This window comes from Dyadobacter sp. 22481 (genome assembly GCF_052044875.1).
Taxonomy (GTDB): Bacteria; Bacteroidota; Bacteroidia; order Cytophagales; family Spirosomataceae; genus Dyadobacter; species Dyadobacter endophyticus.
The window spans coordinates 508,235-534,298 of the sequence record NZ_JBQENV010000001.1 but is presented as its reverse complement, the minus strand read 5'-3'; the positions used below and the strand labels follow the sequence as shown (position 1 = coordinate 534,298).

Here is a 26,064-nt window from a genome sequence, read left to right as displayed (position 1 = left end):
TTTGTTTTAAAAGTGACTATTTGTTCATCCCGATTTAGACATTTCCAATATCTCGGGGTCGTATACCGGACAATGGGATAAATCGAATGAATAGTTGGACAAATGTGTCTCTTTAAAACATGCGGCATGGGATCCAAATGTTTACAAATAGGGGGTCATTTGTAAACCAAGGCAAAAAATCGGGCTATTTTTTCACCTTTTATTCCAGTTTGAGGGAGGACTATGTGTAAGAATGGGATGAGCAAGCGTTGAGCAGGTGATTATAGGCCGTTATTAGAGTATCGGACTGGACTCTTGCACTATTCTAATATTTGCTGCGATGCCTGCCTCCTGCGGTATTCGGTTGGCAGCACCTGATATTCGTCTTTGAAGAGTTTGGCGAAGTACTTAGGGTTGTTGAACCCCACCTGGTAGGCGATCTCTGAAACTGTCAGCTGGCTCTTTTCGAGCAGCGTGGCCGCCCTGCGGATACGGATAATGCGGATGAACTCGATAGGCGTCTTGCCCGTCAGCGAAAGTACTTTTTTATACAAATAAACCCGGCTCATCGACATCGCGTCACTCAATTGCTCCACCGTGTATTCGGCATTGGCCAGGTTCTCCTCCACCACCTTCACGGCGCTGTTCACGAACTGTTCGTCCATCGATCGCACCGCCACGTCGGTCGGGCGGATCTCTACGTGCTGCTGGAACTGCTTCTGCAACTGCTCGCGCTGCAAGATCAGGTTCGCGATCCTGACCCTTAAAATATCCAGCCTGAAAGGCTTGGTGACATAGGCATCCGCGCCGGTCTGATAGCCCTGCAATTGCTGCTCTTCTTCTGCACGTGCGGTGAGGAGCACCACAGGAATGTGGGAAACGCGCCGGTCGGTTTTGATCGTCCGGCAAAGCTCGGTCCCGTCCATTTCCGGCATCATCACGTCGCTCACGATCAGGTCCGGAATATGTTCCAGGGTCATATCGAGGCCGGCCCTGCCATTAGCGGCTTCCAGCACCCGGTATTCTTTCTGAAATACTTCTTTGAGATACTCCCTGAACTCGTCGTTATCCTCTACGAGCAGGATCAGGGGCTTTTCCTTGCCCGCTTTTTCGTCGTAAAGGTCGACATCGATGGGGGCAGCGTCCACCGGCATTGCGTCGGCTTCCTGCACGGGCACCACACGCGCAAGGCGCTCACGCAGGGGAACCGTCACGGTAAATGTGCTGCCCTTGCCTACCTCACTTTCGAGATCGATGGTACCTCCGTGCATTTTGATAAACTCTCCTGCAATGGAAAGCCCGATACCGCTCCCCTGGTTGATCATGTGTCCCGGCGTAGGGTGCTGGTAAAAACGTTCGAATACTTTCTGCTGCGCTTCCGGCGGAATGCCTATGCCGGAGTCTTCCACACTTATCTCCAGAGCCTCCTCGCCCTCCTGCCCTACCGTCCGGAGCCGCACCGTTACCTCGCCGTTTTCGGGCGTGAACTTGAATGCATTGGACAGCAGGTTGTACATCACTTTCGATAATTTATCCTGGTCGAAATCGGCGTAGCGCGAATCCACGGCACTTTCGAACCGGTACCGGATGTGCTTGTGTTCCGACAGTTCAGAAAACGTCTGGGCGATTTGTCTTACAAACTGCACAATATCGCCACGCTCCGGCATGAACCGGGTTTCCTCCACTTCCAGCTTTTTGAAATCGAGCATCTGCGTGACCAGATTGAGCAACCGCTGGGCGTTACGGTGCACAAGCGAAAGCTGCCGGTGAACGGTATGGTCCGAACGAATGCCCCTCAGCAAGTTCTCGAGCGGGGTGAGCATGAGAGTAAGCGGCGTGCGGAACTCGTGGCTCACATTGGTAAAAAACCTGATCTTCATCAAATCCAGCTCGTGCATTTGCTGGGCATAATGCCGCTCCTGTTCCAGCTTGAAATTCATCCGCTCCCGTTCGATCAATATCCAGCGGGCGATCATTAATGCGGCCGCTATCAACAAAAAATACAGTAAATAGGCCCAGGGCGTCTGCCAGAACGGCGGTAATATCCTGATTTCCAATCGCCGCTCGGTCGATTCGCCGCCTTCTTTTGTTTTAACCTTAAATGTGTAAGTGCCCGGGTCAAGGTTGGTGTAGGTGACGCGGCGTGTGTTGTCTGCCTCAAACCATTGGTCATTAAAACCCTCCAATCGATACTGGTAATGGTTTTTTTCGGGATGAAGAAAATTCAAAGCCGCGAATTCAATCGTGAATACGTTCTGGCTGTGTTCCAGCACAATGCGATCGGTCGTTGAAATAGATTTTTCAAGAACCTGGCTGCCATCCGCGAGCAGACCCGGATGAATGCTTTTATTAAATATTTGAAAATCAGTCAAAACCACTTTTGCCGCCGTGCGCTCGTCGGTAACGCGTGCGGGATCGAAAATGGAGAAGCCGTTGGCACCGCCAAATACCAGTTCGCCCGAATTCAGCCGGAGCGCCGCATTCTCGTTGAAGCCCCGCCCCTGCAAGCCGTCTACCTCGTTGTAGGCCCGGACCTGAAATGCAGTTGAAGCGGCAGATGTCGCTTTCCTCCTGGTAACCTGCAAATTCACCATTCCTTTCGGGGTGCCAAGCCATAAGTTCTGCCGGGCGTCGACGATCACCGTCAGAATGGAATTGTCGGGCAGCCCGTGGCGGGTGTCGTAAGTCACAAATGCATTCCGCGCGGCATCGTAGCGGTTGAGGCCTTCCGAGGTGCCGATCCAGATCGTACCCGCATTGTCCTGCGCCAACGACATCACGGCATCGCTGCTAAGGCTGTTGCGGTCGCCGGCGCGGTAGCTATAATGCACAAAACGGCCGGTCCGGCGCATCAGCACGTCGATACCATTCGCGGTCCCTACCCACAAATTACCCTGCCTGTCTTCCAGCATGGACGAAATGTAATCGGAATTGACGGAGTTGGGTGCGCGGTTGCGATAATGCCGGAATGTCTTCGCCGACCGGTCAAACAGATCGAGTCCGTCGGCCATGGTACCGACCCACAGCCTCCGGCGCGAATCTTCGAATATCTCCCACACGCGGTCGTCTATCAGGCTGGTAGAATCCGCCGGATCGTGCAGGTATCGGGTAAATTTCCGGCCATCGAAGCTGTTCAGTCCGCCGAAGTAGGTTCCGATCCAGAGCACATCCTGCCGGTCGAGGAACAGGCTCACAATCACGTCATTGCTCAGGCTATTGGCGTCGCCCGGCTTGTTTCTGAACTGCCGGAAGCTGTTATTCTTCCGGTCGTAGTAGATCAGCCCCCCGCCATTCGTACCTACCCACAGGTTACCCTTCCGGTCTTCGGCAAACACGTTTACATCGTCGAACGGCAGACTCGTCGCATCGCCGGGTAAATGGCGGACGAGCGAAAATTTGAAAATATTCTGATGGTAATTACAAAAACCCTGCTTGTAGGTCCCCGCCCAGATCATGCCGGTGGCATCCTTGTACAAAGCCTGAATGCTGTTCTGGCTGAGCGTCCTTGGGTCGCCGGGGTTGGAGCGCAGCGTGGAGACCCTGCCGCTTTGTTTGTCCAGGATATTGATGCCGCCGTGGTCCGTCCCGATCCAGATTCGGCCGTCGGGCCCGGAGATCATCGCGCTTACGGCATTGTTACTCAGCCTGAAATCCGGGCCGGTCGTGCCTGCAACGCGAAGGGTGTTTTTCGTGAAATCAAAATTAAATGCCCCGACAGCCGCTTTGACTATATACACCCAGGGTTCGCCCTGCCCGTCTACAAAAACCTTGTGATTGGACAGCTTGCCCAGATTGCGGCGCTGCAACAACACGCTCCGGATATCGATCCCTTGCGTGCGGACATTCACCCGGGCGAGAAGACCGTCGTCGCATACCACCCAAAGATTCCCCTGAGCATCCTCATCGAAATCCGAAATCGTACGCATACCCGGCGCATCCTGCGTAGGTCCGAACTTTACCTTGATGAGCTGCTTCGAAGCCGTACGATATTTCAGTAGGCCCAATTTGTTGTGACTGATCCAGTAGTCACCCGAACGAGTCTTGATGATGCGATTAAAATCGGCGTCACTGAGTCCGAAACGCTGCGCGGCCTGGTTTGCATCGTGATCGATCGTCTCGGTAACCGGGTCGTAAATATCGAAGCCGAGCCTGGTATTAATCCAGATATAACCTTGCGGATCTTCGAAAAGGGCATTCACCTGGTGGTCTGAAATACTGGTAGAATCGGCCGGATCGTGCTTGAACACCCGGAAAGAATAGCCGTCGAAACGGTTCAGCCCATTAGCCGTGCCTATCCACACAAACCCGCGGCTGTCTTTTAAAAAACAATTGACCTGATTATGGGAAAGCCCTTTTTCGGTATTGTAACGGACAAACTGATAGTCGGCATGGGACGGCGCGGCCGGATGTGGTGCGACCGACTGCGGCTGGGCCGGTTGGCCAATACCACGCCCCACCCATCCCACGAGGCCCGCCAGGGCCAGACAAATATTGATAACCCACCGATTCATTAGCGTGAAGATAACATCGTTTTCCTTCAAAAAGAATTCCAAATTGTTACGCTAAATTGCCTGAATGAAGATCCTGATCATTGAAGACGAGCCCGGCCTGGCCGAAAGCATCGGCGCCTATCTGGCCGCGCAGGACTACCTGTGCGAATACGCAACCACATGGGCACAGGCGCGCGAGAAAGTGGAAATGTACCGTTACGACTGCATTCTGCTGGATCTTATGCTTCCGGGCGGAGATGGCATCGATATTCTCGAAACACTCAAAAAGCAGGGACAGCAGGACGGCGTGATCATAATTTCTGCCAAAGGCGATTATGAGAACAAGATCAGGGGCTTGCACGCCGGTGCGGACGATTACCTGGTCAAACCCTTTCATTTACCCGAACTGGCCGCACGCATTTACTCAGTGATCCGCAGGAGGAATTTTGGCAATCACAACCATGTGGTTCAAAATGAGTTGAAGGTTGATCTGCTCAGTAAAACGGTTACTGTTCACGGCTCATTAATAGTACTGACAAAAAAGGAGCTCGACCTTTTGCTTTTTTTTATCGGAAACAAAAACCGGGTGATCGCCAAAAGTGCATTGGCAGAGCATTTGTCCGGCGATATTGCAGATATGTTCGACAACCATGACTTTGTGTACGCACATGTCAAAAACCTGAAAAAGAAACTCAGTGAGGCCGGTTATGGTAATTATCTGAAAACAATTTACGGTACCGGCTACAAATGGGAAGGATGAAAAAGCTGCTCGACCAAAGTCTGCGCCCGCTGGTGATTTATGCGTTCACGGTACTGGTGATCAGCATTCCGGTTTACTTCCTGATCGTCGACTGGATTTGGGAAAACGAGCTGGACAAGCACCACCATGCCATTCGGGAGAAACTGGAAAAACGCCTCACACGCCTGAGCTTGCCCGATACCGCGGTGGACAATATGATCGCCGCCCTCGACAAAGTGCAGCCCGGCTTCTCGTTCAGCGAGACCGCCGCTCCCCGGCCCGACAGCCTGTATACCGTCATCCGGTTCGACAGTTTCATGAACGACCGGGAACAGTTTCGCTGCCTGACGACCGATATTCGCGTCAATGGTAAACTATACCGGGTGCTGGTCGAAACGAATATGGAGGAGATCGACGAAACGATCCTGGCCATTGCCGCGGCAACGGTTTTCTTCATCACGTTGCTGCTTATCGGCTTTATTTACCTTAATAGAAAAACCGCCTTACGCATCTGGCAACCGTTTTACGATACGCTGGCCAGCCTGCACACTTTCCGGCTGGAAACCGGCAAAGCCGTGCCCTTGCCGGCATCGGACGTGACCGAGTTTGCGGATCTGAATGCCAGCCTCGATTCGCTGATGCAGGGCAGCCTGGCCTCGTACCGCCAGCAAAAGGAATTCACCGAGAACGCTTCGCATGAATTGCAGACCCCCCTGGCGATTGTCAAATCCCAGCTGGACATGCTTTTGCAGAGCCAGTCGCTGGATGCGGAGCAGATGCGGATCGTCGAGCAGGTTTATCAGGCCATTAACCGCGTTTCCCGCATTAATAAGAACCTGCTCCTGCTGGCCCGGATCGAGCATGCGCAATTCGAGGAAAACGGGCAGTTAGCACTCGACCAAACGCTGGCAGCCGTCGCAGCGCAGTTCTCCGACCGTTTTGAAAACAATGCAGTGCATTACGCCGAAAACATCGAACCTTTTCCCATCGAAGCAAATCCGGTACTAACGGAAATTCTGCTGACCAACCTCCTCGTGAATGCAGTACGCTACACGCCGGCGGGTGGAGATGTGCGGGTGCATTTGCGCGGTGGTAAACTTACGGTTTCCAACACCGGCCCGACGGCATTGCAGGCCGAAAACCTGTTCAGAAGGTTCGCGCAGGCGTCGGGCGAACATGCCGGCAGTGGGCTCGGGCTCGCGATCGCACGCGAGATCTGCGAGCGCTACGGCTGGCAGATCGGCTATGATTTCGCCGATGGAATGCATCGCTTCTCGGTCCGTTTCTGAATTCGAAATTTCTTCCAAATCAGTTTTCATTTTTGCCATCAGATAATTCAATATGTACTCTGAATGGCTTTCAAAACAACCCTGACGCTGCTTTTTTGCTTTTTTATCTTGGTCCAGCTCAGGGCGCAGGTAAGTAAAGTAACGCTTTCCGGGCAGGTTACTTCTGCTGCAAGCGGGCAAGCGCTCCCGTTTGTCAATATTGTTCTCAAAACTGAAAAAGACAGTGCATTTGTAACGGGAACGATTACAAACGAACTGGGACGATTTAGTCTGCCGGATGTAAAGAGCGGCAATTACCGCATCGCATGCGTTTCGCTGGGTTACAAAGAATTGCAAAAGCCCATCACCGTGGGCACATTGAGCCCGTTTCTCGAGCTGGGCGAGTTCCGGATGGCCGATGATCCCCAAAACTTGCAAGAAGTGACCGTCACCGGCCAGCAGGCTGAGGGTGTCGACGACAAGCTCGACCGCAAGACCTTCAACATCGGCAGTAATGTGAGCCAGAGTGGCGGATCGGTATTGCAGGCGCTGAAAAACCTGCCGGGTGTTACCGCCGGAGAAGACGGCAAAGTACTCCTGCGGGGAAGCGATAAAGTAGCTATTCTGGTGGATGGCCGGCAGACCGCGCTCACGGGTTTCGGTAGTCAGACGAGCCTCGACAACATCCCGGCGTCGGCTATCGAACGGATCGAGATCATTCATAACCCTTCGGCGCGCTACGATGCGAATGGCAATGCGGGGATCATCAATATTATTTACAAAAAAGAAAAACAAGAGGGCTTCAACGGGAAAATCGGAATGGCAGCCGGATTAGGTGCATTGTGGGTACGGAAAGAAAACCTGCCCGATATCCGTCCGCAATACCGCAATACGCTCAAATTGAATCCTTCCATAGCCCTGAACTACAAAAAGAAGAAGGTGAATGTGTTCTTCCAGGGCGATTACCTGCACACGCCGACTCTCAACAAGAACGAGTTTGTGGACCGGTATTACGACAGCGGCGATACTGTGCGGCAGCAAACCAAGCGCAACCGAAGTACCAATGTGGTCACTGCCAAAACCGGTGCCGACTGGACTTTCGACGAACGCAATGCATTGTCGGTTTCGGCACTATTCAGCAGCGAGAAGATACTCGACCGTGGCGACGAACCTTTTTTCAATGCAAACCTGACCCGGCGAAACCAGCTATGGCAGTTCCTGGAAGACGAATTGAAAACCACCCTAACCGCCAGCGCCTCCTACCAGCATAAATATGCCCAGCCGGGACGCTTGCTCAATATCGGCCTCAACTACACTTTCCACCGCGAGAACGAGCAGTATTTTTTTACCAATATCATGCCCGATTTCACCGGTAAGGATGCTTTCAAACTGATTTCGGACGAGAATGTATTTGATTTTAACGCCGACTACATCCGCCCGCTGCGCTACGGACGGCTTGAAGGCGGGTTGAAACTGCGCCGGCGTTTCATCCCGACGAATATGCAGTTTTTCCCGGGCCTCAACTCCCCTATCGACAGTCTGGCAGGCGGCTGGGCCGATTACAAGGAGACGATTCCAGCGGTTTATGGAAATTATGTGTTTGAAAACAGAAATTTCGAGGTGGAAGCAGGTTTGCGGGTCGAGTATATCAACCTCCGTTATGACGTCAACCCGACCCACCCTACCTATCACAGCGACGGTTACACTTATGCGAAGCCCTTTCCGAATGTCCGTTTCGCCTACAAAATCGACGATCACAATAAACTCTCGCTGTTTTACAACCGGCGCGTCGACCGGCCCAATGAGGTAGACATTCGCATTTTCCCGAAGTACGACGATGCGGGGATCATCAAAATCGGCAACCCCGCCCTTAAACCGCAGTTTACCAGTTCCTGGGAGGCCGGTTATAAAACCAGCTGGACCAACGGATCTCTCTACGCCGCATTATACCGCAAGCAGATCAACGGCACCATTATCCGCATCGGCACCATCGTATCCGGCAGCACTTTGATTTATAACATTTTCCAAAATGCCGGCAAAAGCTATAATACAGGTGGTGAGCTGGTTTTGCAGCAGGACCTTGCTCCATGGTTTTCGGTGAATGTAAATGGTAATATTTATAAAAATACGGTTAACGCATTCTCCGTCGAGAACCTGTACCCTGTAAAATCCAAATACAGTTCCGCCAAACAAACGCTCACTTCGGGGAGCGCCAAGGTAAGCGCCCTGCTGAAAAGCAAAAAGACCGAGGTGCAGGTGGTCGCCATTTACCAGGCCCCGGATATCGTCCCCCAAGGCCGCACAGGTTACCGTTTCTCGGTAGACGCCGGTGCCAAACGACAATTGCCCAAAGGCGAGCTTTTCATCAACGCAACAGACCTTTTCGGAACACTGGTTATCCGGAAAACCGTGTACGGCGACGGCTTTCATTACACCAGCCGCGATTATTACGAAACCCAGCTGGTGCGGGCTGGATATAGCTTTAAATTTTAGCATTACTTACCATGCGCTTCCTCTTCTGCCTCCTCCTCACCTCCATCTCTTCCTTCGCAAGCCCGCTTACACCCGCCGACAGCCTGCGTAAACCGTTGACGTTGCACGCGTTATATACGCCCGCATCACTGATCATCGGCGGTCTTATCGCCAACGGCCATTCGGAAGAGTCCATTAAAAACGAGCTTGCCGAAAGCCGGAACCGGCACATTCCCCGGTTCCACACGCATATCGACGATTATATGCAGTTTTCGCCGCTCGTATTCGCTTACGGCCTGGACGCATTCGGTATTCAATCCAAAACCGATGTGCTCAACCGCACCGCCATCCTCGTCAAAGGCGAAGCCATGGCACTTACCACCGCTACCATCCTGAAATCGGCTACACACACCCTCCGGCCCGACGGAAGCTCCTATAACTCGTTCCCATCCGGCCACACGACCCAGGCATTCGCCGCGGCCACGTTTCTGAACGAGGAATACAAAGACCGCTATCCGTGGATGCCCTATGCTTCGTATACCGTCGCGTCGTCCGTGGGGCTATTGCGCGTAGCAAATAACCGGCATTATATCAGCGATGTGCTGGTGGGCGCCGGGATTGGGTATTTGTCGATGAAAGTGGCCTATTGGACGCACAGGTACAAATGGGGAAGAGCTCATGCTAAAATGCAGCCGGTGTATTGATGACTTAATCGGGCATGCGCCGGAACCATTCGGGTCGTTTCAGTTCGTCCGTCCAGAAAAGGGCGGCCTGGCCCCATACTTCACCGCTTGCGTTTCGCAGCTCCCACACTATCCCGTCGTAAATGGTGAAGCTGTTCCCGTATTTATCAACCCTGGGGCCGGTATAGTTGTAAACGATGCCGTCCCGCAGAACGATTTCCAGCATCCGTTGCCGCTCCTGCCGGTCTTGTTCCGAAGCACTCAGCCGGGACGGTACTGCAAGTATTTCGTCAGGCGTATATCTGAATGAAGCCAATGCATGCTTATTGGCATAAATAAAGCGCGGGTCGGCTGCGGTATTGTGCGCCAATATGCCATACGGGGCTTCCTCGTGAAGCCATTGATCAACGGCGGCGGCTCCCGGAGCGGCGGCTCCCGGAGCGGCGGCTCCCGGAGCAACGACTCCCGGAGCAACGGCTACCGGAGCGTAAAGGGGCTTACCGGATAACCGGTAAAAGCAGTCGTTTATTTGCCGGATTAAAGTGTCGTTTTGTGCAGGGATCATTCGCTATAAATTTTTCAGACGTGGATTCTTACCCAATACTTGGTTTGGGTCAACGGGGACTTCAATGAGCATGGAGCGGGACGGCCTGTCGTTTACTTTACGCAGTATTTCCTCAAGATTACCGAGGTCGGGCGCGAGGCGTATTGCATCCCAGTCGTTTGCCCGGGCAATCGCGCAGTAATCGACGGCGTCGAGCCGGGAATGGTAATAGGCGGTTCCAACATCGGGCAAAACCTTTCTTAGGCCCTGTTCCACAATACCGAATGTCTCGTTATTGAGCAGGAACACCACCAATCCCAAGCTACTCACCTCCGCCAGAGAGCCGGAAAACAGCCGAAAACAGCCGTCGCCGGTAAACAAAAACACTTGCCGGTCGGGATCGGCCAGTTTGGCGCCAATGGCAACCCCAAAGGCACCGCCCATCGCCGAACCGCGATATAGTGAGTAAAAGCGGATATTGTTGTTGGGCCGCTGGGTTACGTATTGGCGGTCTTTGTAAGCCAGGCACGTATCATCGATCCCGATAGAACCCTGCGGCCACCATTGATCGAGGCGTTGGTAAAGCGCAGCCATATCGGCATAGTTGCCCCGGGCATTGTCAAAAGGCAAATCGTTCAGGTTCCGGGGTGCCGGCTCCGTGGGTATATTGGTAAATGGGCGTTCGGCTATGTCGTCAATCAATGTTTGCAGCGACGAATCCAGCGGAGCATGCATTTGATAATACCTGCCTTCCACAACGTGCCGCAAGCTATTGTCGACAAATCCGTAGGCCTGGGAAATATTGCTGAAATGAAATGTAGCGGATGCCGGAATCTTCTTAAAATTGACCGTATACTCGTCGGGACACGCGCCGACAACCAGCAACACATCACTATCTCCCAATGAGTTATAAAGCGAAATAGCCCTGTCATTACCTCCGAAAGAAATATAACCATAGCCATAAGGATTGTCGCGGCTTACGGCATTGGCGCCATTGATGCTCCATATCGTGGCACCATGCAGCACCTTGCTGAGCCGGGTAGTCAGGTCGGTGGCGTTGGGGTAGCGTGCCATTTCCTCACCCACGAAGATCACTACACGCTTACCCTCCGTTTCCCTCCTGAATGCATCCAGGAACGCTTCGGAATAATGATTTTCGATGACGGGGATATCAGTTACAGCGGTAGGGATATCCGGCCCTGTTTGTGAAACGCTGAGCCCTTCATTATCCAGAACCAGCACAACCGGCTTCGAGCGGTCCAGCTGCGCCTTTGCCAGAGAGAGCTGTTCGGTTAAAGTTATCTGGTTATCCAGCACAAAAACAGATTCAGGTAATTCGGCGCGCAATTGCATTACGATATTGCTGCCATAAGCTGTGGTGTCTTGCAGGGGCGAGAAGCCTGCGGTACTCCCGTTCGAGACCGGGACTACATATACGGCGGGGATGTCATGCAGCTTGGCATCGCTTAACCCGCAGCAGATAAGCTTGGTAGCTGCGCCGGTGGTCGCAACGGAAGCCGCTATTTTGCCGCTCCCCAGGTAGTAGCCCAAAGGAATAAATCCCGCCGTGTATTCCCCGATGGTCAGAAAAGAGGGCGTTTCGATCGCGCCCTGATCAAGGGGGTCCAGATATTTGAGCAAATGGATCACTCCTCCCCCATTTACACCCGCATATAATCGGATTCCCCAGTTGTTTAATGTGTTAATAATGGTCTGATAGCTGTCTAGACTAAATTGTTCTTCCAATGCGGTGGCAAAGGACGCGGATTCGCTCACTTCGGGATTCATAACGATGTGCTTGTCGAGTAAATGTTTAATTTAACTGTTTCCTGGTCCGGACCGATGCGAGCAAAAGTAGAAATAGTTTGATAATTAATTTGTCAAACTATTTGCAATGAAATAGTAGATATTAATCTATAAATCAGTATCGATTCTGTTTGTGGATATTTGAGTTCTGCGCTCGGCGGGCCCTGGTGGTCGGTAGAAGGATTGCGGGAGCCCGTTAAATAGGATGTTCTTGCCCCAGAGCCCGGCATTTGATAATATTGCATTTCCTTCCTCGCGATATTCTTGCTGGCACCCAACTAACTTACTTATTTATGGAACAGCCACACTTGTTGTTCATCGATGATGAAGTTCAATACAGTGAACTGACGAAGGAGTACCTTGAAATGAAGGGATGCAGGGTAATGCTCAAACACGACGGACAGGCAGGGCTCGACGCATTTAAGTCACACCCCTTCGATTTATGCGTTCTGGACATTAAAATGCCTAAAAAGGACGGCTTTACGCTGGCAGAAGAGATCAAGCAGATCGATGAAGCAATCCCCATTATTTTTCTGACCGGGCAGTCACTCAAAGAGGATAAAATCAGGGGCCTGATGCTCGGAGCGGACGATTACCTCACCAAGCCGTTCAGTATGGAAGAGCTCTATTTGCGGATCAGGGCCATTCTCAAACGGGTGAAAGTGCAGGAAAAAACACGTGTGTGCGACCAGTACGAGTGGGGACAGTCCCGTTTCGATCCCGAACTGCGGCAACTCGTCGTTTCCGGCGAGACTATCAAACTAACCTCTATCGAGGCCAAACTCCTGAAATTGTTTTGTGAACACCAGAATAGAGTCCTCACGCGCGACGTCGCGATGATCGGCATCTGGGGTGACGAGGAACATTACCGCGGATACAGCCTCAATGTGTACGTCAGCAAGTTAAGGAAGTTCTTAAAGGCGGACCCGGCAGTAGAGATCCTGAATTTGCATGGCGAGGGTTATAAACTCATTTTCAAACCGGGTGTTGCTTCGTGATGGACCTTTCGCTGCTTGGCAATCTGATGGGCGGCGACCAGCAGCTGGTCGAGCGCTTCGTGGCTATCTTCAAAACCCAGGTACCCGGCCAGGTGTCCATGCTTCCGGAGCTCTGCGAGGCACAGGACTGGGAAGGACTTTCAACGGCGCTGCACAGCTTGAAAACGCAATTCAACTACGTAGGAATGAATGGATTTGCCGAGCAAATGCGTAGCCTGGAAGAACAGGTCGACAGCGGACAAACCGATGGTATTTCCTCACAGATCCAAAACTTCACGCAGGAATTTCAACAATCCTGGCAGCCGTAACCAGCTCATTCAAATGTGCCGGCCTGGCTTGCCGGCAAAAGCTTCCTGATTTTGTATTTCAATTTCTTGGCTTCAATGGGCTTGGTAATGTAGTCGTCCATACCGGCGTCCAGGCATTTTTGCGCTTCGGAGGGATTGGCGTTGGATGTAAATGCCAGTATCGGCACGCGGCGGCCGTTTTCACGTGCACGAATGGCCCGCGTGGCGCTGTAACCGTCCATCACAGGCATTTTCACGTCCATCAGTACAATATCGAAATCACCGTCAGCCAGTTTTTGCAATGCGATCTCCCCATTGTCGGCAATCGTCACGCTAACGTCGCGGATCAACTTCTTCAAAGTCTCTTCCGCCACCACCTGGTTAAACAGATTATCTTCGACCAGCAATACCGCCAGCCCGGTAAGCGGCGTGTCGTCCCCGGCCTCGGCATGGTCTTCGGACGGGTTACATATCTGAAATGTGAGGTCGAAACTAAAAGTGGTCCCCTGCCCTGGCCGGCTTTGGACCTGCATCCGTCCGCCCTGTTCTTCCACCAGTTTTTTGGCAATAAAAAGTCCCAAACCGGTACCCGACTGCCTGCTGTTCGAATCGTCGTCGATCCGGGCGAAGGTCTCGAAGATGTATTCCAGCTTATCTTCGGCGATGCCGATGCCGGTATCATTCACGGCGAATTGCAGTTGCTCGTACGTCTCGTCGCGCGAGGCAACGCCTGCTCGAATGGATACGGAGCCGTTTTCGGTGAATTTCACTGCATTACCGGCCAGGTTCAGCAGAATCTGGTGGAGCCGGATCGGGTCGCCGATCAGTTGCGGGCTCACGTCGGGATCTACGGAAATTTCGAGCTTCAAGCCTTTTTCTTCCGCTATTACCCTCAGAATGTAGCCCAGCCGCTCCAACCGGTCGCGAACCTCGAAGGGTTTATTTACAAATGAAAATTTGCCCGCCTCGATTTTCGAATAGTCGAGAATATCGTTGATAATGGCCAGCAGGTTTTCCGAAGAATAGCGGATGCCCTTGGCATATTCCAGTTGCTTGTCGTTGAGGGGAGTATCAAAAATCAGTTCGGACATTCCCAGAATCGCTGTCATCGGTGTCCTGATCTCATGGCTCATATTGGCAAAAAACTGCTCTTTGAACCGTGATTTCTGCTCCACAAGTTGCTTCTGCCGCTCTATTTCTTCCTTTTGAATCTGGATTTCAGCCGTTCTGACGGCCACTTTCTGTTCCAGCTTTTCATACAAAATCGCATTTTCGATCGCCACCGCTATCTGCCCCGAGAGGAGTTTGATCAACTGGGTGCGTTCCTGGGTAAAAACCCCCGTCGCCAGGTTGTTTTCCAGATAGAGCGCGCCAACGACTTTCCCCTGATTCAATGCGGGGATACACAAGGCTGAGCGAACGCCCCGGACAGCCACTACCGGGTCGCTTTTGAATTCACTCAACTGCGCATCCGGTAAAACAATATCGGTCTTGTTCAGGAAAACATGCTCAATAATGCCCGGCGGAACCGATACCGATTCGGCTAAAGGGATTTTCCGAATATCGGTCCGTTCGTTCACCACCGACCGCGTCGCTTCGATCATCAGTTCTCCGCCCCAGTCTATGATGAAGTAACCCGATTGCGCACCTGCGTTTTCGATCGCGAACTGCATGAGTTTTTCCATGAGCTGATCAAAAATAACCTCGCTTGAAATGGCCGCGGAAGTCTTCATTAATGTCGACAGATCGAGCGTTGATGCAATGCTTTCGCCGGCATTCAGCGGTGCTGTTTTTCCGTGCTCTTCCATGGAGTGGGCTATTCCGGGGAACGCGGCGAGCAATTGTCGCTCCTTTAATACGCACCCCCACTCGTGGTAGCCGTCCAGCGCGGCGCGCAGGTAAAAGTCGGCCGCTTTTCCCTGCCCTTTTTCAACCCAATACCTGCCGCAGAGCTCATGTGCGAGCGCGGCCTCATGTGCGTGACCATTTGCCTGCGCCGTGACGATGGCCTGGTCGAAACAGGCAATGGCTTGGCTGCCTTTACCTTCAATGGCCATAATCTCGGCATCGAGCAGGTAATAGCGGTGCGCAAAATTGACGGGAACCGTTCCCGCCAGCTTTTGCAGCTTTCTCAACTGGGCTTTGGCCGAACGGATATGTCGCGGGTTACGGTCGCCCGCGCGATGTAAGCCCACATTGACCAACCCCAGAAAGAAAGTGTACAGCGGATCAAAAAGTGATGCCTTTACGGCATCGAGGTAAACTGAGGCATGTGTAGCATGCAGCATTGCCCGGGATGGGTTTCCGTCGAGGTATGCGATAATCATTTTATAGACAAAACAGGCAAACATCCGTGACCGGTCCTTTTGAGCCAGGATTGCCGCAAAATCAGGTTTTTCATCAAAATAAGGCCCTGAAAGTGTCGCGGGGTCGTCGGTGTTGCCGAGGAGGCTGGCGATTATCTGGATAAATGGCTCGTTGTGATGGGTTGTGTGCTCGCGGGAAAGTGCCCGCGGCGGCTCATTGAACCGCATGATCTCATGCTTGACCCAATGCAGGTTTTTCCCAGACAGCATTAAATGAAAGGCGTAGCTGTTAGACGCATAGGTGCAATACTCGAGATCACCCATTTCAATGCCCGTCAGGTACGACTTCCGCAATGGTTCGAGGGAATCGTTGATATGCTGGCCCCACGGGCGGTTCACGATGTTGTACACCAGCAAAGTCCGCTCGCGCGCTACGCCGCCGGCTTGCTCGGCCAGTTTCAGCGCAAGATTGCCATAGCGGTAACAGGCCGTGGGATTCGTTTCAACGGCATTGACTATCGCCCCATAGGTTGCAAATGTGATCGCCGATTCCGCCGCCACACCATGCCTGAGTGAAAGCTCCACCATTTTGATGACCATCAGCGGATACAGCGCGGGGATCCTGGCATACACTATGGCGGTGATGTTCTGCAACACCCGCATAGCCGCCAGCGCGCGAACATCCGTCATGGCCGGCAGCAGCAACAGCGATTCGATCGTTCTCCCGCGCAGCCACCATTTCGATTTCAGATAGGCAGTAATAATATGCACATTGCCGGGTCGGCCGGGAAAACGGATGCCCAGCTCGCGCAGAACAGCGAGGGCAATTTCAATAGCAGCGCCTTCCTGTTCACTTGAAATAAGACACCGGATCTGAACGTCGTAGATTTCTACCTTGTCTTCGAGCCGGTTGGCACGGGCAAGTATCTCCCCCGCGATGGCCAGGCAAACCTCGTGATGACCTGCCAGATAAGCGCTCTCTGCGCATTGAATACCGAGGGAGAACGCAAGCGGGTAATCATCCTGCCAGTCTTCCTGCCTAAGCAGCTCCCTGCCCTTTTTAAAATAGGCGAATGCCACCGAATAGGCTGCCGATGCCTTGGCCTTTTCGCCGGCGTCACAATTAAGGCGGGCGATCCGGCGGCGCTCGGAGGCGGCCTCGTATTCGGGGCAGTAATTCAGGTGATTGACTATCTCGAAAAGCTGCTGTCCCCGTTCCTCCGCCGAAAGCCTTTCGAGGAGAAAATAGCCGGTGTTCAGGTGGGTATCGGTCTGTTCCCCAACCGTAAGCAGGTCATAGGCCGCAGCCTGAACCTGATCGTGCACAAAAATGTATCTGTTTTGAACCAGGTAATGCGCTGCCGGCTGCCGGCTTGCGACGACGCGGAGCAGGTGTTCGGTTACAGCCTCCTGGACATCCTCCCCCGTTTCCTGCGGGGTTTTGTCCAGCAGCGCCGACAACACCACCAGATCGAACTCGGTACCGATGCAGGAGGCGGTGGTCAGCGCTTTCCGGGCCGCGGGGGAAAGGCTGGTGATCTTAGTGGCCAGCAAATGCTGGGAGGAAACCGATTTCGTGTCGCTGTTTAGCCGTTCCAGGTCCCATAACCATTTCTTCTCCTTCGCATCGTAGGTGATCATCGCCTGGTGATAGTACCTTTGAAGGGTTTCCGACACAAAGTAGGGATTACCCAACGTTCCCGCCAGAACCACCTCCGCCAATGGCATTGCTGCACTTGCGGGACATGAAAAAGTATCAGCCACGAGTTCTGAAATGGTCTCTTTACGCAAAGGAAGAAGTGCGATCCGGGTCAGGCGGGACTGGCTTTTATCGAGTTCCCGGATGGCCGTCCGGAGGGGGTGCGCGGCCGGGACTTCATTGTCGCGATAGGTGCCAATGATGAGCAGATTCCTCCCCTCTACCGAATGCGTAACGCGGCTCAGGAAACGCAGGCTGGAAAGGTCGGCCCAATGTAAATCGTCGAGGAATATAACCAGCGGGTGTTCTGGTTTGGTAAAAACATTAATAAAATTGGTAAATACATTTACGAACCGGTTCTGCGCTTCCAGCGGCGAAAGGCGTTCTACGGCAGGCTGGCGCCCAATGAGATGTTGCAACTCGGGGATAACGTCAACAATAATCTGCCCAAAAGGCCCTAGCGCGCCTGTAATGGTCTTTTTCCAGTGAGCTGCATCGCCCTGCGATATCTTGCACACCAGCTCTTTGAAGGATTTGATCACCCCTTCGAACGGAATATTTTGGACATACTGATCAAATTTCCCGGAAATAAAGAGCGCCCCGGCGGCTTCCAATCGTTGCTGCACGGCGGCGACCAGCGACGATTTCCCGATCCCCGATTGCCCCGATACCAGCACCAGCTCATTGGCCTCGTGAATGCGTGCGTAGGCGGCCAGTATCTGCGCCACCTCATCCGCGCGCCCGTAAAGGCCGTCGGATATTCTGAAAACGCCGGGTTGATCGGCCTTGCCGGCCACAAAATCTTCCGACAAAAGCCCATTGCTTTTACAGATCGCCAGGTCCGCCAGTATGCCGCGGGTGGTCTGATAACGGTCTTCCGGCTTCTTCGCCAACAGTTTCAGTACAATGCTTGAAAGCGCGGACGGTCCTTCGGAAAGGCGCCCGGGCGTACGCGCAATGTGCGCATGTACGAGTTCATTCGGGTCGGTGCTGTCAAACGGCAATTTGCCGGTGAAAAGGCGGTAAAACAACACGCCCAGGTGGTAATACTCGGAGCGATAATCGACAGGGACGTCGATAAGCCCGCTTTGTTCGGGGGCAATGTAATGTAGATCGATAGCCGAGTGGTGGCCCAAGACGCCAGGATCGGTGGCCAATGGCCGTGCATGGAGCATGTCTGCGAGCCGGATGCTTGCTGTCGAAGGATCGATCAACAAGTGTGCCGGGCGGAGGTCGGAGTGCGTAATGCCCTGGTAATGCAGTTCCTCCACGATCAGAACGAGCTCTTCTGCGATCGCAATGCCGGTGGGAATGTCTATTTCATTGGTATCCAGATATTGCTCTAACAGCATACCGTCGAAATAGTCCAATTCGGTAATGTGGTAGCTTTCTGTCCGTACGAACCGCCGGGTATTCAGAATGCGGTCGAACCGCCGGGTATTCAGCCAGGCGAATCCCTCGGACGACCGGTCGTACACCTGCTCGCTCCCGGCGGAAACGGGGACTGCTTTTAAAATGACTTTTTCGCCCGTGCTTTCACGCACCGCCGAAAAAAAAACGCGGCTCCGGTCTTTATAAAGTTCCTGCGTGACCCGGTAGTCCGGCACTTGTATATTGTCGAGACTCATTACATCTTAAAATATTCAGTTTCAAAGCAATGCAAAGGTAACTTCCAGGCAATACCGTCAAATGGAGCCTGCCTGATTTTTATATTTTTTTATACTTTTTAAGGAGTTCTTACCACTTGGCACCAGTCGGTGACTGTACCTTTGTCAGCATCAAATGAAATCAAACACATCGGACAATGAGAAAGATAGCAATTATGGGCGCGGGCCAATCGGGACTACACCTTGGTATCAGACTGGTCAGAAGCGGATATGACGTGACCATCATTTCGGAGCGTTCGGCAGAGGAGATCTTCAACGGGCCGCCAACCGGCGCCACCTACCTTTTCAACGATACCCTGCAACTGGAGAAGGAGCTGGGCCTCGATCTCTGGGCCGACACCGCTTTCCATTCGACCGGGTTCAATATCAACTTTGGTACCCCCGCCGGCGACTTTGCTTTCGGAATCCAATCGCGCACCAGCAAACCAGGCGCTTCCATCGATCAGCGTTTGAAATTTTATCAATGGATCAAACTGTTCGAAAAACTCGGCGGCAAGTTCATTGTAAGCGACACCACCCCCTCCGACCTGCTGGCATGCACGGCACAGTTCGATCTCGTCGTCGTTTCATCCGGCAAAGGCCCTCTGGCGAGGCTGTTTACAAAAGACGAAGAACGGTCGACACACCAGGTGCCGGCCCGCAAGCTTGTGCAGATCCATATCAACGATTTCGAACACACACACAGAACCCGGTTCAATGCGATCACGCTGGACGCGGTAATGGGTGCCGGGGAGATTATTACGGCACCGTTTTACCAAAAGGACGACATTCAATGCGCCTTCCTGCTTCTCGAAAGCATTCCGGGGGGTCCGATGGACGTTTTCGACGAAGCCGATTCGGCGGCGGCGATCCTCGACAAAGCAAAGGAAATGATGCGCACGCTCCTGCCCTGGCGGTATCCCGCATTTGAAAATGCGGCACTTGTCGGCAACAACGCTTTTCTGAAAGGCTCCTTCACACCCGTGGTCAGAAAGCCCGTTGTACAGCTCAATTCGACGGCGGCCGTGCTCGGTGTGGGCGACACTGTTATCCTCAACGACCCGATAGTAGGCCAGGGCGGGAATAATGCCTCTAAAATGGCGAATACTTATGCGCAGGCGATCATTAACCGGGGTGATGCCCCGTTCGATGTAGAATGGATGAACCGGACTTTTGAAGAATTCTGGCAGTATTCGCAGCATGTCAACCGTTTTTGCGACATTTTTCTGGCACCGCCCGCACCCCACGTGGTCGAAATTCTGCAGGCAGCCGCCCGCCATCCCGAGGTCGCTTCCGATTTCGTGAACGGTTTCAACCATCCGCCCGCCTTGTTCCCCTGGCTCGACGACGCCGATGCCGCGCGCGACTACCTCACAAGAAAAACCATGATACCCGCCTCGGCAGCATTCTAAGCATTTCCCTTTTTTTAGCACATACTTACACCAAACTCAACTGAATCATGCAGAATCAAAGCTTCGCGTCTCTTCGGGACGCTGACGGGGACTCTATTGTGCTCACCGCCCCTGCACCCACCCGTCGTGTAACCGCATCCGATGCCGTCAGTGTTCTGGTTGACATGCTGGCTGCCGGAGGGCCGCAGGAATCCGAATATCCACTGCTGGATGCATTGATGGATAACTTATATCAGATGAAGCTGGCGGGCCAGCTTGATAGCACTACGCTGACGTTTCTGCAAGGCTTGTTTCACGACGAATTCCGGGCGGAAACGATCCACGGATACGTATACAGAAAGCCGTTGGGCTATGCAGGTGATTTCCGGCTGATCGACATGATCTATACGCATCATCACTCCTGCCACAAATCATATGAGCGCTGGGACCGGTATTTCCACCATAACATCGCAACCGGGGCCGTCCGCAACAGAAAGGTTTTTTTTAAACAGCAGTTAACACGCAAGATCGACGGCCGGAAAACCCCGCTTCACCTGCTGAATGTCGCCAGCGGTCCCGCGCGTGATCTTTACGAGCTATATACCCAGGTTGGGCCGGACATGCTGGTTACTACCTGTGTGGACATCGATGCGGACGCCATCGCGTTTGCTTCCGGGCTGTGCAGCCCATACGCTGAACAGATCAATTTCAACCAAAAGAATATCCTGCGTTTTTCCAGTGCCGAAAAGTACGATGTGATCTGGTCGGCGGGGTTGTTTGATTATTTCGAAGACCGGCTGTTTGTGTTGGCGCTGAAACGACTGCTGACCATGCTGCGCCCGGGCGGGGAGATCCTGATCGGTAATTTCTCCGAGCAAAATCCGAGCCGCGGGTATATGGAGCTCTTCGGGGAATGGTTCCTCATTCACCGGAGCCGCGAAAAATTGGTCAGTCTCTCTCTCCAGGCCGGGGTACAGCGGGAGCTGATCACCGTTGAGCAGGAACCACTCGGGATCAATCTGTTTCTAAAAATCAAAAGTCCGGTCCCGGCTGATCAGGCCACACTTTGTATGAATTAATGCTTTCAAGAATTTTTCGATTCCATTCTATATCCATATCAATTCAATTATCCATGAAAACATCATTCAAAACAATTCTGGGCAATGTCACACTTTTTGCTTGCATCGCATTAGTCTCCGCTTGTAGTTCAGACAATGACGATCAAAACCCCTCGCCGGCGATCAATTTCACTGAAATCAAAGGCAGCGGCGATATTAACACGCAAATCTCGGCATTTAGGACATTACTGGGCAATCCGCTGAACACGACCGTCAATACAACCGGCCGCCGGGAGATCAACTGGGACGCCGTACCCGACAACCAGACAAATACCGACAATTTCCCTGGTGACTTTTTCAACAGTACCGACCCCGCTCTGCCCGCCGGCAGAAAGCGCGGCGTTATCTTCTCCACGCCCGGTAAAGGCTTGCGGGTAAGCGACAAGGATTTCAGCGACGCGGTTTCCGGCCATAGCGAGCAATTCAAGGCGTTCAGCCCGGCCCGCACGTTTGCCGCTATCGGCAGCAACAAAATGGACCTGACTTTCAAAATACCCGGCACGTCCAATGCCGCATTCGTGAGGGGCTTCGGAGCCATATTCTCCGATGTGGACCGCGACAACATCAGCAGTATTGAGTTTTTCGAAGGAGATAAAAGCCTGGGTAAGTTCAAAGTACCTACCAGAACGGACGGCAACGGCTTCTCATTCCTTGGCGTCGTTTTTCCCGACAACAAAGTGACAAGGGTTACGATTACCTCCGGTTCGGCGGGCATTTCCGGCGGGTACAAATACAATGCCAACGACGATCTGGTGATCATGGACGACTTCTTTTACAGTGAGCCGGCAGCGGGTCAATAATAGACGTTGAATATTCCCCAAAGGCACTGCCAGGCGATACGTCGTCCGGCGGTGCCTTTGCCATATGCAGGGTATACGTTCATTGTTCAGGCATGGTTTTTATTGAAATCTTTCTGTGGAGCACTCCTCTGGGGGCGTTTTCCCGGAAAGTGTTTCATTTAACAGACCATTCAAGAATTGACCATGAGTTTGGAACCCTCAGAATCAACCAAAATGCATCGTACACTCCCCAAATCGAGCAGCGGCATGCGCGGCCTCGACGAAATAACTGCGGGCGGATTGCCCTCCGGCAGGCCAACACTGATTTGCGGCGCTGCCGGGTCAGGGAAAACCCTGTTCTCGATGGAATTCCTGGTTCACGGTGCTACACGGTATAACGAACCTGGTGTTTTTGTGGCTTTTGAAGAAAAAGCAGAAGAACTGGCCGTCAATGTAGCATCCCTGGGATTCGACTTGAACCAATTGCAGGCCGACGGGAAAATCCGGATCGATCACGTGCGTGTTGAACGCAGTGAGATCGAAGAGACTGGTGAATACAATCTGGAAGGCCTCTTTATTCGGCTCGGATATGCGATAGACAGTATTGGTGCCAAGCGCGTGGTGCTGGATACCATCGAAAGCCTCTTCGCAGGGTTGACCAATCAGGGCGTATTAAGAGCCGAGCTCCGCAGGCTGTTCGAATGGCTTAAAGAAAAGAAGGTAACAACGATCATTACCGGCGAAAAAGGGGAGGCATCCCTTACACGCCAGGGCCTCGAAGAATATGTGTCGGATTGTGTAATCCTGCTCGATCACCGGATTGAAAACAAGATATCTACCCGCATTCTAAGGATCGTAAAATACCGCGGCACGATTCACGGCACCAACGAATATCCGTTTCTGATCGACGATGAAGGCATTTCCGTGTTACCTGTCACTTCACTGCAACTGAACCATCCGACCTCGGTCGAAAGGTTATCATCAGGCATTCCCGCACTGGACAAAATGCTCAACGGAAAGGGCTTCTTCAAGGGCAGCAGCGTATTGGTTTCCGGCACGGCGGGTACGGGAAAAACCAGCATAGCGGGGAGTTTTATCGACAGCACGTGTAAAGACGGCGGACGTGCCATCTATTTTGCATTCGAAGAATCGCCGCACCAGATCGTTCGCAACATGCGATCGATTAATATCGATCTGCAAAGTCACCTGGATAGCGGCCTGCTGCTATTCAGTGCATCCAGGCCCACGCTTAACGGTCTCGAAATGCATTTGCTGAACATCATAAGGCTCGTCGAAAAGTTCAAACCCAACGTGGTCGTCCTCGACCCGATCAGCAATCTCATTACAGTCGGCTCAACCAGCGAGGTAAAGAGCCTGCTCACACGCCTCATCGATTTTCTGCAAAGCCAGCAGATTACCGTCATGTTTACAGCGCTGGCACTCAATGACGGCAAAGCTGAACAAACCGACGAGAGCATCTCGTCCCTGGTGGACGTTTGGATACTCGTGAGGGACATCGAGTCCAATGGTGAGCGCAACCGTGGATTGTACGTCATGAAATCGCGTGGGATGAAGCATTCTAACCAGGTAAGGGAGTTTGTCATTACGGACGAAGGCCTTAAACTGGTAGATGTATTCCTCGGCCCCGTAGGCGTGCTGACGGGCTCCGCACGGGAGACACAACAATTGTTGGAAAGAACCTCCGAAGCCATTCACGACCATGCCATTTCGAGAAAAGACCGGGAGATCGAACGCAAAAGACTGGTCCTCGAATCGAGGATCGCGGCTTTGAAGGAAGAATTCGAGTCGGTACAGGAAGAGCTTAACAAAAGTTATATCGAGGACGAGCTCAAAAAGAGCATTCTAAACGACAATCGCAAAGAACTCACGCACAAGCGCGACAATTTGCTTTAACACCGTATTATGGAGGTAAATGAGGAAATATGGGAGCTCAGACTGTACGTCGCCGGGAAAACCGCCCGGTCCGTGACCGCGCTCGCAAATCTTAAAAAATACTGCGAGGAGCACCTGAAAGATAAATATGTGATAGAAGTGATCGACTTACTGGTTCAACCGCAACTGGCCGAAGGCGATCAGATACTAGCCATTCCGACGCTCGTCAAAAAGGTCCCCGAGCCTATTCGTAAGATCATCGGAGACCTTTCTAATGAAGAAAAAGTATTGGTAGGACTCAATATTCGCCCGGCAAACTAAGTGAGATGATTCAAGGAATACACCAGAAACAGGATTGGGATGATGGCGACGAGGTGGACAATCACTTCGAGCTAAACCTGTATATAGCCGGTGCTTCCTCCAATTCGATACGGGCGGTAGCGAATCTTAGGGAAATCTGTGAACAATACATCAAGGAAAGATATACGCTCCGGGTGATAGATGTTCATCAGGAGAAGTCGCTTGCCTCGCAGGAACAGCTTGTGGCCCTGCCGATGCTGATCAAATCAAGGCCTTTTCCCGAGCGGCGGCTCATCGGGGATATGTCCGATACGCAGAAAGTTTTGAAAGGTCTTGGTATTTCCGGCGAATGATATGGGCGATCTGAAAACTTACGAACAACTGCTTCGGGAAAACGCCGAGCTAAGCCGGCGATTGGAGGAAGCCACCGACACCATCGACGCGATACGCACGGGTCAGGTGGACGCCCTGGTGGTTAACGACGCCAAAGCCGGACACCAGCTTTACACACTCAAAACCGCCGACCACTCCTACCGCCTCTTTATCGAGAAGATGAACGAGGGCGCCGTAACCTTGAACGAAGACGGCATTATTCTCTACGCCAATTCGCGGTTCGCGTCCATGCTGGACGCCACTTTATCGGACATCGTCGGAAAGGTTTTCGAATCATTTGTTTCTGATGATTGCCAACCGGAGTTCAAAGATGCGTTCGGTATGGCCTGGAACAAGGATATGCAGATCGAAGTTAAGATTTGCCGGGATAGCGACGCAGTACCGTGCCAGCTATCCCTTGCGGTGCTGCAACTGGACGAGGGGCTGTCGTTGAGCGTGATCGTCACGAACCTTACTTTTCAAAAAAGGATCCAGGGCTTGCTTAAAGAGAATAACGAACGCCTGACTATCGCCAACGGGGAACTGGAAGCGAGCAATCACGACCTCCAACAGTTCGCTTCGATCGCCTCTCATGACCTTCAGGAGCCTCTGCGGAAAATATTGATTTTCTCTAACATGATCAGGGACCGGCATGCGAAGGAGCTTCCCCCGGAAAGCCGCAAATACCTCGATAAAATCATTTCGTCTTCGCAAAGAATGCGTTCGATGGCATCGGATATTCTGAATTATTCCAGCCTGTCGACAAGCCCTCACGCCTTTGATGAGGTGAATCTGGAAGCGATAATCGCTGAAATCCTGGACGATTACGAATTGCTGTTACAGGAGCGGAATGCCGAAGTGGTCGTAGAACGGCTGCCGGTCCTCGAAGGAAACCGGGCGCAGATTAAGCAGGTTTTCCAGAACCTGATCAGCAACTCCATTAAGTTTTCCCGGCACGACCAGCCGCCGGTAATCCGGATATTCTGTACGCCGACGAATGCTCCTTCCGACGGACCAGACGAGGTTGCTCTTTACCACATTGTCGTTGCCGATAATGGCATCGGCTTTGAAAAGCAATACCACGAAAGGATATTCTCCCTGTTCGAACGGCTCAATAACAAAGACCAGTACGAGGGTTCCGGGATCGGGCTGTCAATCACCCGGAAAATCATCGAAAGGCATCACGGAAGGATTTCCGCCGAAAGCACCCCGGGTAAAGGCTCCCGCTTCACGATCAGCCTGCCCGTTAAACAGCCGATGGCCGTGGCCTGATACGGGCAAACATATCGGTCAG

The 26,064-nt window shown here is 52.6% G+C and carries 17 protein-coding genes; 13 read left to right on the top strand and 4 right to left on the bottom strand.

The window, feature by feature from the left end; genetic code table 11:
• Positions 1-299: 299 nt before the first annotated feature.
• Positions 300-4,490 (bottom strand): two-component regulator propeller domain-containing protein, encoded by a 4,191-nt coding sequence (locus tag ACTJJJ_RS01920; RefSeq protein WP_440701296.1) that lies wholly within the window; start codon positions 4,488-4,490, stop codon positions 300-302.
• Between the two features lie 64 nt (positions 4,491-4,554).
• Here ACTJJJ_RS01920 and ACTJJJ_RS01915 point away from each other — a divergent pair, with 64 nt between their 5' ends.
• The 4 genes from ACTJJJ_RS01915 to ACTJJJ_RS01900 all read left to right on the top strand — a co-directional run bounded on the left by ACTJJJ_RS01915 (position 4,555) and on the right by ACTJJJ_RS01900 (position 9,652).
• Positions 4,555-5,229, top strand: coding sequence for a response regulator transcription factor (locus ACTJJJ_RS01915; protein WP_188931253.1), 675 nt, complete (start codon positions 4,555-4,557; stop codon positions 5,227-5,229).
• Entirely contained in the window at positions 5,226-6,497 is a 1,272-nt protein-coding gene (locus ACTJJJ_RS01910; protein WP_188931256.1) for a sensor histidine kinase, read from the top strand. Before ACTJJJ_RS01915 ends, ACTJJJ_RS01910 begins: the two co-directional genes overlap by 4 nt.
• A 63-nt stretch (positions 6,498-6,560) precedes the next feature.
• Positions 6,561-8,969, top strand: a complete 2,409-nt coding sequence (locus tag ACTJJJ_RS01905) for a TonB-dependent receptor domain-containing protein (protein ID WP_440701295.1) — start codon at positions 6,561-6,563, stop codon at positions 8,967-8,969.
• Positions 8,970-8,980: 11 nt separating this feature from the next.
• Positions 8,981-9,652: a phosphatase PAP2 family protein gene (locus ACTJJJ_RS01900; RefSeq protein WP_188931267.1), complete on the top strand. Its 672-nt coding sequence runs from the start codon at positions 8,981-8,983 to the stop codon at positions 9,650-9,652.
• Between the two features lie 4 nt (positions 9,653-9,656).
• Here ACTJJJ_RS01900 and ACTJJJ_RS01895 read toward each other — a convergent pair whose 3' ends face one another.
• Both ACTJJJ_RS01895 and ACTJJJ_RS01890 read right to left on the bottom strand, forming a co-directional pair.
• A complete protein-coding gene (locus ACTJJJ_RS01895; protein WP_440701294.1) occupies positions 9,657-10,196 on the bottom strand; it encodes an MEKHLA domain-containing protein in 540 nt (179 codons plus the stop codon).
• Positions 10,197-10,199: 3 nt separating this feature from the next.
• Positions 10,200-11,963 carry a thiamine pyrophosphate-dependent enzyme gene (locus tag ACTJJJ_RS01890; protein ID WP_440701293.1) on the bottom strand — a complete coding sequence of 588 codons (1,764 nt, stop codon included), beginning with the start codon at positions 11,961-11,963 and terminating at the stop codon, positions 10,200-10,202.
• Between the two features lie 311 nt (positions 11,964-12,274).
• Here ACTJJJ_RS01890 and ACTJJJ_RS01885 point away from each other — a divergent pair, with 311 nt between their 5' ends.
• A complete protein-coding gene (locus ACTJJJ_RS01885) occupies positions 12,275-12,979 on the top strand; it encodes a response regulator transcription factor (RefSeq protein WP_440701292.1) in 705 nt (234 codons plus the stop codon).
• Entirely contained in the window at positions 12,979-13,287 is a 309-nt protein-coding gene (locus ACTJJJ_RS01880; protein WP_440701714.1) for an Hpt domain-containing protein, read from the top strand. Before ACTJJJ_RS01885 ends, ACTJJJ_RS01880 begins: the two co-directional genes overlap by 1 nt.
• A gap of 5 nt (positions 13,288-13,292) precedes the next feature.
• Here ACTJJJ_RS01880 and ACTJJJ_RS01875 read toward each other — a convergent pair whose 3' ends face one another.
• A complete protein-coding gene (locus ACTJJJ_RS01875) occupies positions 13,293-18,899 on the bottom strand; it encodes an AAA family ATPase (RefSeq protein WP_440701291.1) in 5,607 nt (1,868 codons plus the stop codon).
• Between the two features lie 176 nt (positions 18,900-19,075).
• Here ACTJJJ_RS01875 and ACTJJJ_RS01870 point away from each other — a divergent pair, with 176 nt between their 5' ends.
• The 7 genes from ACTJJJ_RS01870 to ACTJJJ_RS01840 all read left to right on the top strand — a co-directional run bounded on the left by ACTJJJ_RS01870 (position 19,076) and on the right by ACTJJJ_RS01840 (position 26,042).
• The gene (locus ACTJJJ_RS01870) at positions 19,076-20,329 is read left to right on the top strand and encodes a styrene monooxygenase/indole monooxygenase family protein (protein ID WP_440701290.1); all 1,254 of its coding nucleotides are present in this window, start codon (positions 19,076-19,078) and stop codon (positions 20,327-20,329) included.
• Positions 20,330-20,376: 47 nt separating this feature from the next.
• Positions 20,377-21,387 (top strand): class I SAM-dependent methyltransferase, encoded by a 1,011-nt coding sequence (locus ACTJJJ_RS01865; protein WP_440701289.1) that lies wholly within the window; start codon positions 20,377-20,379, stop codon positions 21,385-21,387.
• Positions 21,388-21,440: 53 nt separating this feature from the next.
• On the top strand, positions 21,441-22,226 hold the full coding sequence (locus ACTJJJ_RS01860; RefSeq protein ID WP_440701288.1) for a hypothetical protein: 786 nt from the start codon (positions 21,441-21,443) through the stop codon (positions 22,224-22,226).
• A 213-nt stretch (positions 22,227-22,439) separates the two neighbouring features.
• Positions 22,440-24,119, top strand: coding sequence for a circadian clock protein KaiC (gene kaiC, locus ACTJJJ_RS01855; RefSeq protein ID WP_229221785.1), 1,680 nt, complete (start codon positions 22,440-22,442; stop codon positions 24,117-24,119).
• A 9-nt stretch (positions 24,120-24,128) separates the two neighbouring features.
• A complete protein-coding gene (locus ACTJJJ_RS01850; protein WP_188931291.1) occupies positions 24,129-24,419 on the top strand; it encodes a circadian clock KaiB family protein in 291 nt (96 codons plus the stop codon).
• Between the two features lie 5 nt (positions 24,420-24,424).
• Positions 24,425-24,751, top strand: a complete 327-nt coding sequence (locus ACTJJJ_RS01845; RefSeq protein ID WP_188931293.1) for a circadian clock KaiB family protein — start codon at positions 24,425-24,427, stop codon at positions 24,749-24,751.
• A 1-nt stretch (position 24,752) separates the two neighbouring features.
• Positions 24,753-26,042, top strand: a complete 1,290-nt coding sequence (locus ACTJJJ_RS01840; RefSeq protein WP_440701287.1) for a sensor histidine kinase — start codon at positions 24,753-24,755, stop codon at positions 26,040-26,042.
• Positions 26,043-26,064 lie beyond the last annotated feature (22 nt).